The organism is Parasedimentitalea marina, from assembly GCF_004006175.1.
GTDB lineage: Bacteria > Pseudomonadota > Alphaproteobacteria > Rhodobacterales > Rhodobacteraceae > Parasedimentitalea > Parasedimentitalea marina.
Genome location: NZ_CP033219.1, coordinates 2,254,210 through 2,269,533, shown reverse-complemented (window position 1 = coordinate 2,269,533; position 15,324 = coordinate 2,254,210). Strand labels below are relative to the sequence as shown.

9 protein-coding genes are annotated in these 15,324 nt (G+C 54.7%); 4 read left to right on the top strand and 5 right to left on the bottom strand.

Annotated features, from left to right (window positions below):
* Entirely contained in the window at positions 1-1,371 is a 1,371-nt protein-coding gene (locus EBB79_RS10970; protein WP_127748932.1) for an aspartate aminotransferase family protein, read from the top strand.
* 963 nt (positions 1,372-2,334) lie between these two features.
* Positions 2,335-5,934, top strand: coding sequence for a Hint domain-containing protein (locus EBB79_RS25255; RefSeq protein WP_274594814.1), 3,600 nt, complete (start codon positions 2,335-2,337; stop codon positions 5,932-5,934).
* 69 nt (positions 5,935-6,003) lie between these two features.
* Here the strand turns inward: EBB79_RS25255 and EBB79_RS10960 are convergent, their stop codons facing one another.
* The 5 genes from EBB79_RS10960 to EBB79_RS10940 form a co-directional block, all read right to left on the bottom strand.
* Positions 6,004-6,588 carry a nucleotidyltransferase family protein gene (locus EBB79_RS10960; RefSeq protein ID WP_127748931.1) on the bottom strand — a complete coding sequence of 195 codons (585 nt, stop codon included), beginning with the start codon at positions 6,586-6,588 and terminating at the stop codon, positions 6,004-6,006.
* 160 nt (positions 6,589-6,748) lie between these two features.
* On the bottom strand, positions 6,749-9,166 hold the full coding sequence (locus EBB79_RS10955) for a GcvT family protein (protein ID WP_127748930.1): 2,418 nt from the start codon (positions 9,164-9,166) through the stop codon (positions 6,749-6,751).
* A gap of 345 nt (positions 9,167-9,511) precedes the next feature.
* A complete protein-coding gene (locus EBB79_RS10950; RefSeq protein ID WP_127748929.1) occupies positions 9,512-10,822 on the bottom strand; it encodes an HlyC/CorC family transporter in 1,311 nt (436 codons plus the stop codon).
* Between the two features lie 63 nt (positions 10,823-10,885).
* On the bottom strand, positions 10,886-11,839 hold the full coding sequence (locus tag EBB79_RS10945) for a site-specific tyrosine recombinase XerD (protein ID WP_127748928.1): 954 nt from the start codon (positions 11,837-11,839) through the stop codon (positions 10,886-10,888).
* Between the two features lies 1 nt (position 11,840).
* The gene (locus tag EBB79_RS10940; protein WP_127748927.1) at positions 11,841-13,370 is read right to left on the bottom strand and encodes a hypothetical protein; all 1,530 of its coding nucleotides are present in this window, start codon (positions 13,368-13,370) and stop codon (positions 11,841-11,843) included.
* Between the two features lie 221 nt (positions 13,371-13,591).
* Between EBB79_RS10940 and EBB79_RS10930 the strand changes: the two genes are divergently transcribed.
* Both EBB79_RS10930 and aroB read left to right on the top strand, forming a co-directional pair.
* Complete coding sequence (locus tag EBB79_RS10930) at positions 13,592-14,182, top strand: shikimate kinase (RefSeq protein WP_127748925.1); 591 nt, start codon at positions 13,592-13,594, stop codon at positions 14,180-14,182.
* On the top strand, positions 14,182-15,291 hold the full coding sequence (gene aroB / locus EBB79_RS10925; protein WP_127748924.1) for a 3-dehydroquinate synthase: 1,110 nt from the start codon (positions 14,182-14,184) through the stop codon (positions 15,289-15,291). Before EBB79_RS10930 ends, aroB begins: the two co-directional genes overlap by 1 nt.
* Positions 15,292-15,324: the final 33 nt, after the last annotated feature.

The window sequence follows — 15,324 nt, the reverse complement described above, 5'->3', positions numbered from 1 at the left end:
GTGCTTACCAATGATCAACTTGCCCAATGGGATCGTGAAAACTTTTTTCATCCGTCCACTCATCTTGCCCAACATGCGCGTGGCGAGACCCCAACCCGGGTGATCAAAAGTGGCGAAGGTGTTTATATCGTCGATCGGGATGACCGCAAAATGCTGGACGCCTTTGCTGGCTTGTATTGCGTGAATGTTGGGTATGGGCGCAGTGAAATTGCCGAGGCGATCTCAAAGCAGGCGCATGAGTTGGCCTATTATCATTCCTATGTTGGTCACGGCACCGAGGCGTCGATCACCTTGTCAAAGATGATCTTAGACCGGGCCCCGGGCAATATGTCCAAGGTCTATTATGGTCAAAGCGGATCAGATGCCAATGAGACAAACATCAAATTGGTCTGGTACTACAACAACATCCTGGGGCGGCCCAAGAAAAAGAAAATCATCTCACGCTGGCGTGGCTATCACGGCTCGGGGCTGATGACAGGATCACTGACCGGGCTGGAGCTGTTCCACAACAAGTTCGATCTACCGCTGTCACAGGTGGTTCACACCGAGGCCCCGTATTACCTGCGTGGCGCCAAGCCGGGCATGTCCGAAGAAGAGTTTTCGGCCGATTGCGCGATTAAACTGGAAGAGATGATCCTAGCCGAGGGGCCGGATACCGTAGCGGCCTTCATCGGAGAACCTGTGTTGGGCACCGGCGGTATCGTGCCACCTCCGGCTGGATATTGGGCTGCCATTCAGGCGGTTCTCAAGAAATATGATATCCTTTTGATTGCGGATGAAGTCGTCAGTGGTTTTGGCCGTCTGGGCTCCATGTTCGGCGCGACACACTATGGGATCGAGGCGGATCTGATCACAATTGCCAAGGGCTTGACCTCGGCCTATGCGCCGCTTTCTGGTTCAATTGTGTCTGATAAAATGTGGAAGGTTCTGGAGCAGGGGACCGATGAGAATGGCCCCATTGGCCATGGCTGGACTTATTCGGCCCATCCAATTGGCGCGGCGGCTGGTGTTGCCAACTTGAAGCTGATCGATGACATGGGGTTGGTCGAAAATGCGGCCACCACAGGACACTATCTGCTGGAGCAGCTGACGGCGGCCTTTGGAGATCATCCAAATGTAGCGCAGGTTCGTGGCGAAGGCTTGATGTGTGCGATCGAATTTGCCGACACCAAGTCACCGCTCGAGTTCTTTGATCCGGCGAAAAAGGTTGGCTATGCAATTTCGGCGGCGATGGCCAAACGGAATGTGATTGCCCGTGCCATGCCGCAGGGCGATATCATCGGATTTGCGCCACCGCTTTGCATTACTCGCGCTGAAGTTGATCAGGTGGTTGATGTCTGTAAAGAGGCCGTCGCCGAAGTGCTCGGTTAATAGCGTAACTGCCCATCTCAATCTTAATGTGATTTGGGCAGTTCACAATCAGGACTTTGTTTCGCAGGTGGTCATATGTCGAGGTATTGCCAAATGGGCCTGTGATCCCGCTTCAGAAAACTGCCGCAGTGCTTTTCAGCGATTTTTTGTGGCACTCTCATCTATCAAGCTGCAATGATGCTGCATCGCAAGCATTATAATCGGTCGCCGGTTTTCACCGGTAGAACACTCCGTGTCAAATAATCGCGCAAGACCAGATGGTCATGAAAATACGGCTTGAAGTCAATGTGTTGATTCGAACCGTGGCGACCTGCCTAATGGATCTTAATCGGCTACAATCGACGAAACCGAAGCCGATTGGTTCCAATGTTGGCTTAAATCTGCGGTTTTTTGAAGGCTGGCCTATGATACAGCCGAGAGGGGTGCCGTTGCTCAACCGTTTCAATTCGGGAGACAATCCATGTGGATGGATGTGGAGCAAAGAAATGCTTTGTGATTTTATACTTTGTTATCAGCAATTACGTAATTTAAGTGATTATGGTTAGGAAACAATCTTTGTGGCGCATGTTTGAGTCTTGAACTCAGAAAAGCATAATTTCGCCGAACTGATGACTAAATCCTTAAATTTTTCTATTTTAGGGCGACAAGTAAAGTGTAATGATTGGTTAGCCCTTCTTTGGGGGAAATCTGCGGGTCGTGGGGGCGACTGCACTTTTTGCATCAGGACGATGCCGAGAAACTGTTTGGTAACAAGCTAGCTGTCGCTGCATGTGATGCCAAAACTGAATGTATGCAGGGTTTTGCTTGTGCGTATCCAATTCTATTGGAGTTGGTGTTCTCTCCATCGTCCCAAACGCAAGTGTCTGTCGCTGATCATGCCATGATTTTGTCCGCAAGAATTGGAATTATGTATCCGCTTAATTTTGCGGTTTGGTGCGTGCCCGTGCCGTTTAGGAGAATAAGATGCCGTCTCAAATAAATACGCTGAACTTGATTTATCTTGGGAACTATGGCGCCTCGGCTTCCGACCCTTTGATCGTAGATCCAACTGAGGGCAATTGGGAAGCAGAAGACGCGTCTCTTCTTGATGGGCTGACTGTTGACCATAACATTCTGCAGATTGTTCAGGCGACAACCTGTGATACGTTCATTGTCGATGACGATTTTGATGCCGATGATGGTGATGGTGGCGAGGACACTATCACTTATAATGTGGGTAATGGCACGATAACCCAAGCGACGGATGCAACACTCGAAGGCGAAGTTTTGGTGACCTTGGATGATGGGGCCCAGGTCACAGTGACTGCGGTGATTGTTCAGACCGAAAACGGCGATCTTTTTGTCACTGATCTTGGCGACAACGGGACACTCGACAATCTTCAGATTTCGTCCATCGAGATCACCGAAATTACTCAGGATTGTATGACAGGCTGGTCTACTGGCCAAAGCGTTGATGGATCTTCGATTGCCGCGCCTGTTGCAAACGGTGATGGCATTGTTGAAGGCACCAGTGGCGATGATCTGATAGACCTCGCTTATACCGGTGATCCCGAAGGTGACATGATCGACAATGGCGATGCGATCAATCAGGCTGATGGACCGGACGATGATCTGATCCATGCGGGTGCCGGTGATGACACTGTCGAGGCCGGCATTGGTGATGACACTGTTCACGGCGGCTCAGGCAATGACAGCCTGAGTGGTGGTGAAGGTGATGATGTTATCGAGGGTGATACGGATGCACCCGGTGGCAACATGGTTGGCCGTCAGGTCTTTGAATGGGACAGGGCTCCGGATCCGGACAGCGGTGGGTCCATAGACAACGGCGACGACTTGAGCGGCGGCTTTAGTCAGGACACCGGCGCAGTCACTGTCAATTATACAGTACTGAACGAAGATTCAGGTGTAGATACTGAATTCACAAGTTCTACTCAGTACGTGGGTGGTATTGACGGTGACGGAAATCCCGTCGAGGACAACAGCGGCTTGGCGTCAGTGACCAATGGCAATGACAATGAGGCCAGTTATCAGCTGGAATTCTCAGATGCGGTTGAGAATGTATCGTTCCGGATCAACGACATTGACGGCGATGGTATTGTTAGAGTCACCGCATTTGACGCCAACGGCGATCCCGTTGTTGTTGATCTGGATGGCGGGTCTGGCCTGACCCTTTCAGACGAAGATGCAGTTTCTGGCGACGAAACTGCGACGGCGGATGGCAATTACGCAAATCCCACCAATCCGGGTATTTCCCTTTTGGTGACTATCGACGGTCCGATTTCTCGTCTGGTTATCGAGCATGAGCAGGACGGCAGTGGCAACACAGGCATCATTATTTCGGATGTTTACTTTGATGTTTCAGTTGGGTCGGCAGATATTATTCCCGGCGATGACACCATTGATGGCGGTGACGGCGATGATTTCATTGTCGGCGGCGGTGGCAATGATTCAATCATCGGCGGCGATGGCAGCGATACCGTAACCGGTGATGAGGGTAACGATGTTATTGACACCTCAGGTGACGGAATTGCACTGCCGGATCGTGGCTTCGCTGGCTACACCAGCCCAGACGTAACAATTCCGGCGATTCCAGCGGACAGCGATCCAACTGATGATATGGATGTTGTCGATGGCGGAGCTGGCAATGATACCATCATCACTGGGGATGATGCGGACGTCATCACTGGTGGCACCGGTGACGATAGCATTGACGGTGGCATTGACGATGACACAATTTCGGGTGGTGCGGACAACGATTATATTGTTGGTGGCGAAGGCGCCGACAGTATTCAGGGCGACGGCGGCGATGATACTATTTACGGTGGCCTTGATCCTGTATTCCCGGATGTATTGAACATCATTGACAATGGATCAGAGGGAGATCCAATTGATCCAGATCCTACCAACGGTCAGGATGTAATTGATGGTGGGGCGGGCAACGATCTGATCTACGGTCAGGACGACGACGATACCCTAAGTGGCGGATCGGGTAACGACACTCTGTTTGGCGGCATCGACGAAGACAGCCTTTCCGGCGGAACCGGCGATGATGTCCTGCTGGGTGGCCAGGGGGCCGACTTCGTTTCGGGTGGCGATGATGCAGATATCATCGGCGCAGGCATCGGTGACACAATTGTTGGCGGCGAAGGTGGAGACGACGATGACGCCGTCATTGTGTCTGGCTTGGCAACTGTGGTTTACAATGGCAACGATCCCACTTCAGAAGCGGGCACCATTACTTACTATGATGATGACCTGAACGAGACAGGCACCGCTGAGTTCTCAGAAATCGAAAACGTCTATGTAGTCGGCACAGCAAGCACTAGTGCGGTCCTGGAAGATCCGTCTTCAGGTCCCGGAACAACGAGTGTGGAAGGTGTCGTTGACGGGACCAGCGGCGATGATCTGATTGACTTGGATTATACTGGTGACCCGGAGGGAGACCGTGTCGACTATGACGATGCGGTTCCTCCATTAGTCGGGTCGCAAGATATTATCGTAGCGGGTGCCGGCAATGACACTGTTGAAGGCAACTGGGCAACGGATGTTATCTTTGGTGGTGCAGGCGACGACGAACTGTATGGGAACCGAGGCAATGATGCCATTGACGGCGGTACAGGCGATGATTTCCTGGATGGCGGAGAAGGCCGGGATATTCTGGTTGGTGGTGATGGCGATGATACCATCTCTGGCAGCAACGATAATGCTGAAGATGGCGGCGACCTGCTCGTTGGTCAGGATGGTGATGATTCCTTTGTCAATATCAGCGTAGACGACGTTATTGTTGGCGGTGAAGACGATGATGGGCTGGACGTTGATGTTTTGGATCTGACGGGCACTGCCGAGGCCGCAAATCCTGGTGGCTCTCTGAGCGTCACTTACAATGTCGGTGACCCAGAATCCGGTGTTGTGACCTTCTACGACGCAGATGGTGTTGTGACCGGGACCAGTGATTTCTCTGAAATCGAGACGGTTATTCCGTGCTTCACTCCGGGGACCTTGATCGCAACGCCCAACGGTGAGCGTAAGGTTGAAGATCTGAAGGCCGGCGATCGGGTGATCACCCGTGACAATGGTATTCAGTCAATCCGTTGGTTGGGCAGTCGGGACATGACCAGCAATGAGCTGATCGCCTCGCCGCATCTGCAGCCGGTTCTGATCCGGCAGGGCGCATTGGGCAATGGTCTGCCCGAGCGTGACATTATGGTCAGTCCAAACCACCGGGTCTTGGTCGCCAATGACAAGACGGCCTTGTACTTTGAAGACCGTGAAGTTCTGGTCGCCGCAAAGCACCTGACTGGTCTGGCGGGTATTGATGTGGCCGAAATCCCGACAGTAACTTACATTCACTTCATGTTCGACCAACATGAAGTGGTGCTGTCGGATGGTGCCTGGACCGAAAGTTTCCAGCCTGGTGATCAGACACTGCGTGGTTTGGACAGTGCTCAACGCAATGAATTGCTTGAATTGTTTCCCAATCTGAAAACGCAGAAAGGCCAAGCGGTCTATCCGTCGGCACGTCGATCGTTGAAAAAGCACGAGGCGCGCCTGCTGGTACACTAGGACAACGGCAGGTTCAAAAAAAAGCAGGGCTGTCTGGTCCTGCTTTTCTTGCAACGATAATACTGAGATTTAAGGGGTGCGGGCACGCCAGATTTCCCAGGCCTCGGGGGTGTCGAGATCCGTGGTGGCGCGTTGACCCGGCAGAGTAATCATTTCAACAGGCGCCCTGGCCAGGACAGCACGGGCGCCAGTGTCCCCTTTCAACGCGGCCAAATCGTCAAAATAACGTCTTGGGAACAGAACGGGGTGACCAGGTGTTCCGTCCTTCGCGCAGGCACGCAAAATGGGACCATCGCTGCCTTGGTGATGGGCTGCCATATGTATCAGATCCTGACTTTCAATCTCGGGCATATCCGTTGGTAGTATCATCGCGGCCTCGATATGATCAGGCAGGGCTGCAATTCCGGCACGGATGGATGCAGCCATGCCTTCGGCTGCATCCGGTACCTGCACTGCAGTGGCGTCGCCAATCCAGTTTGCGCGTGGATGTGATCGACTGGGCAAAGTAATATAACAGGGCAATCCCGTGCGCGTTGCGCGACGCGTGATCAGGGAGATCAGTGGTTCACCGTCCACATGCTCCAGCAACTTATCTCGCGGGGCCATGCGGCGAGAGGCTCCTGCGGCCAATAGTATTATGGCGAGAGGGCGCATATGGGGTCTCCGGGTTTGAGATCGGCGCGAGGACAGGGTGCCTCCGGCGGGAGTATTTTTGAAAAGATGAAGCCGAAAGGCCAGAGCTATATTGTGATTTGCCAAACAAAAAATGCCCCTGGGGTAACCAGGGGCATCTTGAGGCTGATCGTCGGCGGTGTTAGCCGCGCATACGAGCACCGTCGGCATCGAACAACGGTGTGGTGATCAGTTTGGCCTGGTACATTTTGCCCAGGATCTCGATCTCGACTGTCAGACCGTCTTTTGCCCGATCTATTGGCACAAACCCCAGTGCAATGGATTTTGAGGCATGGTGTGAATAGCCTCCCGATGTGCAAAAACCGACAACGGCTCCATCAAGCCAGATCGGCTCATAAGCCACCACATCAGCATCATCAGCCTCGACCTCAAATGCGCAGAGCTTGCGGGTTGGTCCTGTGTCGCGTTCAGCTTCGGCGGCTGCGCGACCAATGAACGGGGTGTCTTTCTTGAAGGAGATGAAACGATCAAGCCCTGTTTCTGCGGCCGTGTAGTCGGGGGAGAATTCGCTGAGCCAGGATCCAAAGAATTTGTCCAGGCGCAGGCTCATCATGGCGCGCATGCCAAAGGGTCTCATGCCGCGTGGCTCGCCAGCTTGCCACAGGACCTGCCAAAGGGCACGCAGGCTGGGCAGGTCACAGTAGATCTCGTAGCCCAGATCACCGGTATAACTGACCCGTTGGACAATGCAGTCGGCCATGCCAACAGACATACGGCGGACATCCATGAACTTCATGTCCGAGATGTCGCGACGGGTGCAGGCCTGCAGGACCTCACGGGCCAGTGGACCCGCAATCTGGAAGCCGCTGCGGATGTCCGAGATATTCTCGAGCTTTACACCATCATCGAGGTTTTGCAGGAACCAGCGCCAGTGGAAGGCTTGGGAGCCATATGAGGCGGTCAGCTGAAACTCTTCCTCGCCGAGGCAGGAAATGGTGAAATCACCGATCAAGCGGCCCTTGGGTGACAGCATTGGGGTTAGGGACAGGCGGCCCGGTTTTGGCACTCGACCTGCCATGATGCGGTCCAGCCAAGCCCGTGCTCCGGCGCCGGTTACCAGGTATTTGCCAAAGTTGTGCAACTCGTTAATGCCGACTGCGCTGCGCACTGTCTTGACTTCGCGCGCGGCGGCATCAAAGGCGTTGGAACGGCGGAAGCTGGGGGTCTCATAGCGCGGTTCGCCTTCGGCAGCGAAGTAGTTGGCCACTTCCAGACCGTATTGCTGACCCCAGACAACGCCCATGCCGTCAAAGATGTCGTACATCGGAGTGGTGCGGAAAGGCCGGGCCGCTGGCAGTTCCTCGTTGGGATAAGCGATGGAAAACCGGGTTTGATAGTTTTCGATTACCTTGGGGCGGGTATAACCCGGTGTGATCCAGTCGCCAAAGCGGGCGCAGTCCATGGCGAATGTGTCCCGTTCGGTTTCGCCGTTGATCATCCATTGTGCCAGCATCAGGCCGACACCACCGCCTTGGCTGAATCCAGCCATGACAGCACAGGCCGACCAGTAGTTGCGCATGCCTGGCACGGGTCCGACCAGCGGGTTGCCGTCTGGGGCAAAGGTAAAGGGGCCGTGGATGACAGATTTTACCCCTGCGGTTTCCAAAGCGGGGAACCGTTTATAGGCAAAGGCAATTGAATCTTCGATCTTGTCAAAGTCGTCTTGCAAAAGTTCATGGCCGAAGTCCCAAGGTGTGCCGTCCACTGCCCAAGGTTTGCAGGGCTGTTCATAAAAGCCGATGCACAATCCGCGCCCTTCCTGACGCAGATAGCTTTCGCCGGCCGGGTCCATGACGTGTGGATGTTCGCCGCCGCCATCGATGATTTCAGCGATCATCGGCACTTCGTCTGTGACGATATATTGATGCTCCATTGGGTGCAGCGGCATGTAAACGCCAGCCATGGCACCAACTTCGCGCGCCCAAAGCCCGCCTGCGTTGACGACATGTTCGGCGTGGATAGTGCCCTTGTTGGTGACCACATCCCAGGTGCCGTCGGGGCGTTGATTGGTTTCCAGCACCTTGCAGTGGGTTTCAATCGTGGCGCCGCCGAGGCGGGCAGCCTTGGCATAGGCGTGGGTGGTGCCTGAAGGGTCCAGGTGACCGTCAAGCGGGTCATAAAGGCCGCCCAAAATGCCATCAGTATTGGTGACCGGGGCAATTTTCCGGATTTCTTCGGGCGAAATAATCTCAGTCTCTAACCCCATGAAACGGTGCTTGGCGCGCTCAGCCTTGAGCATGTCAAACCGTTCCTGGTTGTCTGCCAAAGTAATACCGCCAACGTGGTGCAGCCCACAGGACATGCCGGTGATCTCTTCCAGCTCGCGGTACAGTTTGATGGTATAGCCCTGCAGCGCCGCCATATTGGTGTCGCCGTTCAGAGTGTGAAACCCGCCAGCCGCGTGCCAGGTCGACCCCGAGGTCAACTCGGAGCGTTCAAGCAACATGACATCCGACCACCCCAATTTAGTCAGGTGGTACAGAACTGAGCAGCCGACGACTCCGCCGCCAATGACGGCCACACGTGTGGTGGTTTTCATTTCAAATCTCCTAAAGCATCCTTATTCGGCATTCTGGACATATGTGAACAGTAGTCCAGTCAAAAAGCGACATTGCGTGTCGTCTGCGGCTAGGAATAAGGGGAATATGCCAGTCAATTGACCCGGTGAGGCCTTTGGTAATTGCAGTTAAGCAGCGCAGAACTGGAAAACAAAAGGATAGACGAGTGACAGGGCTTAGTCAGGGTTGTCAGTGACCAGATTGATTGCGGGGATATAACGTTACGCAGCCGCCATGAAATGTATTGCCGGGTTGGGAAAAAGGGCCCTCCGCAATATTCTGCAACGGGCCCATACATGTGTGATCGATTTTGGCGCGTGGCCCAGTTATGCGAGGGGGCGGATTTTCAACCCGGTCAGGCGGTTGCCCTCCCGCTCGGTCACCTCAAAGCGAAAACCATGGAACGAGAAGACCTGCCCCTTGGTGGGAATGATCTGTGCCTCATGAATGACCAATCCTGCAACTGTATTGGCCTCGTCGTCGGGCAGGGTCCATTCAGTGGCGCGGTTCAAATCGCGAATAGTCATGGCGCCATCGACCAGGAAATTTCCGTCAGAAGCTTTTTCGACCGGAGTTTCGGCAGCGGGGTCAAATTCATCGGTGATTTCGCCGACAATCTCTTCCAGGATGTCCTCAAGCGTGATCAACCCCTGAAGGGAGCCGTATTCGTCAACCACCAGGGCAAAATGCGCCCGTTGACGCAGGAACTGGCGCATCTGGTCGTCCAGCGGGGTGGTTTCGGGAATGAAGTAGGGCGGCTTGGCGACTTCCGCGATCTGAAAATCACGCAGCGCGGTTGCATTGCCTTCGGGACCACCGATCTGGGAATACATCGCGCGCAGAAGATCCTTGGCGTGGATCACGCCGATGATGTTTTCGGGCTCATCGCGAAACAGTGGCAGGCGCGTGTAGGGAGAATTCAGGCATTGTTCCAAAATCACCTGAGCGTCATCGGCCAAATCGATCATTTCAATGTTTGAACGGTGCAGCATGATTTCTTCGACAGCCCGTTCTGACAAGTCCAGGGCGCCAAGAATACGGTCACGGTCTTCCTTTTCCACCATTCCTTCGGAATGTCCCAATTGCAGCGCACCTGCGATTTCTTCGCGGAAAGCCAGAATGTTGCTGTTGGGGTCGATCTGTACGCCGAAAACACGCAGGACACCGCGCACCAAAAGGCTGACGGCGCTGACAAATGGTGCCAGTAGGGTCACCAGAAGACTGATGATCGGCGCAACCGTCGCGGCCGCTTTTTCAGCATTGGAAATGGCATAGGTTTTGGGCAGAACTTCGGCAAAGACCAGAACCAGCAGGGTCATGACCAAAGTCGATAGTGCAACACCGCTTTCGCCAAAAAGGCGGGTGAACAGGGCGGTTGCCAGCGATGCGGCTAAGATATTGACCAGATTGTTGCCCAGCAGAACAGAACCGATCAACCGTTCGCTGTCTTCAGTGACAAGCAAAGCCCGCTTGGCCCCCCGGGAGCCTTTATCGGCCTGGGTACGCAATTTGCCACGAGACGCAGCCGTCAAAGCGGTTTCTGACCCCGAGAAAAAGGCGGAAAGCACCAGCAACAGGACAATAAAACCGGCGGTGATCCAAAAGGCGCTGTCGAGAACGGTCGAGGTGGTTTCCATGAAAAGTCCAAAAATTGCGATACAAGATAAGCTTATGGGCCCTGATCGGAGCCTGATCAAGTCTTAGGGCTCAGGCTCGTCATCGTCTTGAGCCAAAGGATGATGCTGCAGAACCAGCTCGCTAAGCCGCGCATCCAGAACATGGGTATAAATCTCTGTGGTGGCAATATCCGAATGACCCAACAAAGTCTGGATGGCGCGCAGGTCGGCCCCATTGGCCAGCAAATGCGTTGCAAAGGCATGCCGCAGGGTATGGGGCGTAACCTTGTCAGGGTTCAGGCCACCGGTGACAGCCAGTTCTTTGATCAGTTGATAAAACCAGTGACGTGTCAGATAGCCGGTTTTCCCGCGCGAAGGGAACAAAAACAACGAGGCAGGGTGACCTTTACTGCGGCGCTTTTCCTCAATTTCGTCGCGTGTCGTAACCCATGTAGCCAAGGCAATCCGGGCTGGAGGGGACAAAGGCACCATCCGCTCTTTGTCGCCTTTGCCACGGATCAGCAACATCCGGGGATCCCCGCGCGCTGCCGAAACAGGCAGCGAGACAAGCTCGGTCACCCGCATTCCAGTGGCATAAAGCAATTCCATCAGGCAGGTATTTCGCAGCTTGTCGGCCGGGGTGCGCCCGGTTTGCCGGGCAGCATCCAGCAGGCGGTCAACCTCGATCACCTCTAACGTTTTGGGCAGAGACTTGGCCCGGCCCGGCCCGCGGATCTGAATGGCTGGGTTGTCGGTGCGCCAACTTTCTTCGAATGCAAATCGGTAGATTTGTTTGACTGCCGAAAGCCTGCGCGCCCGGGTGGACTTGGCCAAACCCTGAGCGTCACAGAAAATCAAGTAGTTCTCAATGTCCTCACGACTACTGGTGGCGATGTCGATTGTGTTGCGGTCTAACCATGCGGCAAAGTCTTTGAGATCGCGGCCATAGGCCAGTAGCGTATTGCGAGACGCCCCCAGTTCTGCCGCCTGCGCGTCCAGAAACGCCGAGATCCATTGATGAGGGTCATGCGGCGCCATCTTAGGTTCTTTCCAACAGCATCAATTGCAGGGCCGCACGGCGGGCTGTATCTTCTAACCCAACAGCGCGAAATGTCACTAGTGCTGCGCTGAGATCGGACAGGTTACCGGTGGCCCCCTGTTCGAACATCTCCATGCTGCGCAAAATGGCTTCGCCCAACTGACCGCTGTCCAGCAGTATTTGCATATCTTTGGGCGGCAGGGTATTGGCCGCAAACCCATCCCCAATGGCCTGTTCCAATGCAGTCGTGGCTGCAACTTCATTAGGTTTCCCCTGCGCTAAAGCAGATAAAAACCGGTTCCTACGGGTGTCTACAGGAATTGGCAGCGCTGTAGGCTCATAGCTGGGGGATAATAAACGTATATGCCAAGCCAGTTCTGCACTGTCGCCGGTCAATGAAACCTGGGCAATTTTATCGGAAAACAAATCAGCAAAGGCAACTTCGATCCGGGCTTGGCTCATAGCTTGCCAGACGGCGGGCAGTGTTTTTGAAACGGCATCGACACTGGTAGAGTTCAAGGCTGTTTCAAACCGCTGAAGGGCAGCGACCCGGTCCCAGATGCCGCCCGATGCAGCAGGAAGCCGGTCGGTGTAGAGCCCCAATAGCTGATTTGGGTTCAAGGCGCCAATGCGGGTGAGGCGTTCGGCGGCCTCAAGCTGGGCCTTCCAGCCAGCGATGTCGCGCAGATCCGCAGACGCAAAGGCCCGGGGCAAAGGGGCGGTAGACAGGCGCTCGCCGATGGTTTCGAACAGTCGAAACGTTAGCGGATTTGGATCATGTGGTCGCGGCAGGGGCGGCGCAAATTCAAATACATCGGGGCTGAGAAAACGGTCTAGCAGGTCGAGTTCTTGCTTGGGCATCAGCGCCAGCGCATGGGTTGCTTCAAGTGTCAGCGCGGCAGTTTGCCAGTCCCCCCGCCGGGCTGCGCAGAAAATACGGGCCGAGTATTCCGGTGAAAGATAGGGTTTCGCTGTCAGGGCAGCACAGGACCGATCTTCGTCTCCAGTCAGCAACGTGGCGTCAAACCAACGTTGAAACCTGTCCAGATTGTTCGAGGGGCCTGCCTGCTCCGCCAGGGCCTGGGCCGGATCAGTTGCCCCAAGCTCCATCAACCGGTCCAGCCGGGCCAGTAGGAACTTATCATCGGTTCCGCTGGGTGGGCGGGTTTCGGACAATAACAATGTGAACAGCAAGGACTGCATCGCCGGGTTGTCCCGCACCCCGACCCGGGCAATCAACCGGGACAGGGTGACTGAACTGCTCCCTTTCCACAGGTCAACGGGTAATCCGGTGGCTGAGGACGGGACCAGGCCAACTGGGGCCAATAGCTTTTCCAGTGGGGTCACAACAATTTGCGGCTGCAATGCTGTTCCTGCGACTGGGGGTTCCAGCAGTACGGTGTCCGGCAAAGAGGTGTTGGGGTTTGTCTGCTGAAGCCAGCTGATAGCCGACAACGGATCTGCCGCATGGGCGATGCTGACAAGACACAACCACGCAGTCAAAGGCAGGAGGACCTGCTTAATTGGCATCTAATACCACCGGTTTTCTCACTTCTGTGGTTGGGGCGCTGAAATCTGCCCCAAACCAAGGTCCGACATAAGCATATGCGATTAGTCCTATAACACTCAGAATTACAACGATAATCAAGTATTTGAAAATGCGCCCCATGGTGTGTTCTCTGCCCTTCATCTTGGTGTTTTGCACAAGTTATATATAGCCTTTTCGACAAGATCACGTCATTCACACAAGAATGAGCGAAAATGAGCAAAAACCTGAAGTTGAAATCGGAACCTCCGTTCCCAGTCGGTTGAAGAAGACCATTGTGATGGTGGGAATGATGGGGGCCGGCAAAACGGCTGTGGGTCGGGCCTTGGCGGCGCGCCTGAATGTGCCGTTTCTGGACAGTGATCACGAAATTGAAGCGGCCGCAAATTTGACGATCCCAGAGATTTTTGCGCGAGATGGCGTGGCGTATTTCCGCAAAAAAGAGCGGCAGGTGATTTCCAGGTTGCTGGTTGAGCAGCGCGGGGTTCTCTCAACAGGCGGCGGTGCCTTTCTTTCCGAAGAAAATCGGGAAATTATTAAGGAAAACGGCGTTTCGGTCTGGTTGCAGGCTGACTTGGACGTGACATGGAACCGGGTCAAACACCGCAATACCCGGCCTTTGTTGCAAACCGATAACCCTCGGCAAACATTAAGTGATTTGTATGACGCCCGGGTCCCCTTATACGCCAAGGCCGATTTGCATGTGCCGTCAGATGGACAGGTTTCAATTGAAGGAATGGTAGACCGGGCGCTGCAGGTTCTGAAGACCCGCCCCGATGTATTGGAATGGACATAATGGAAAACACTGTACACGTAGATCTTGGTGATCGTTCATATAACGTGGTGATTGGCCCGGGTTTACTGGATCAAGCCGGCACGCGGATTGCGCCGCTGTTGACCCGGCGCCGTGTGGTGGTGGTCAGTGACGAAACCGTTGCGGCGTTGCATCTGGATACATTGCGGGCTGGTTTGGCACGTGCAGACATTGAAATGGTCGCATTGGCGTTGCCTCCGGGGGAGTCCACCAAGGGATGGCCACAGTTTAGCCGTACCGTTGAATGGTTGCTGGAGCAAAAAGTAGAGCGGGGCGATATTGTTGTCGCCTTTGGCGGTGGGGTGATTGGCGACCTGGTCGGATTTGCGGCTGCGGTGCTGCGCCGTGGTGTTCGGTTTGTACAGATCCCAACCTCGTTACTGGCACAAGTTGACAGCTCGGTCGGAGGTAAAACGGGCATCAATGCACCACAGGGAAAGAACCTGATCGGGGCGTTTCACCAGCCCTCACTGGTGCTGGCCGATACCGCAGTATTGGGCACTTTAACGGCGCGTGACTTTCTGGCTGGCTACGGCGAAGTGGTGAAATACGGAATGCTCGGCGATGCCGCATTTTTCAGCTGGCTTGAGGAAAACGGTCCTCTTCTGGCGAGCGGTGATATGGCGGCGCGGGTCGAGGCAGTGACCCGCTCGGTTCAGATGAAGGCCGACATCGTCGCACGAGACGAGACAGAGCAGGGAGACCGGGCGCTGTTGAACCTGGGTCATACCTTCTGTCACGCATTGGAAGCGGCCACAGGCTATTCGGATCGATTGTTGCATGGGGAAGGCGTGGCCATTGGTTGCGCGCTTGCCTTTGAGCTGTCAGCGCGGTTGGGACTGTGTAGCCAGGAAGACCCAAGCCGGGTTCGCGCCCATCTCAAAACGATGGGTATGAAAACCGACTTGTCCGACATCCCCGGTGATCTGCCCTCGGCGCAGGACCTGGTGGATCTGATGGGGCAGGATAAAAAGGTTGTCGATGGCCAGTTGAAATTCATCCTGGCGCGAAATATCGGTACGGCCTTTGTGACAGGCGAAGTTCCACCCGAGGCCGTTTTGGGTGTTCTAAAGGATACTTTGGCCAAGTAGATACCGTGATCCCTCCCGTTGGCACCTGCGTGC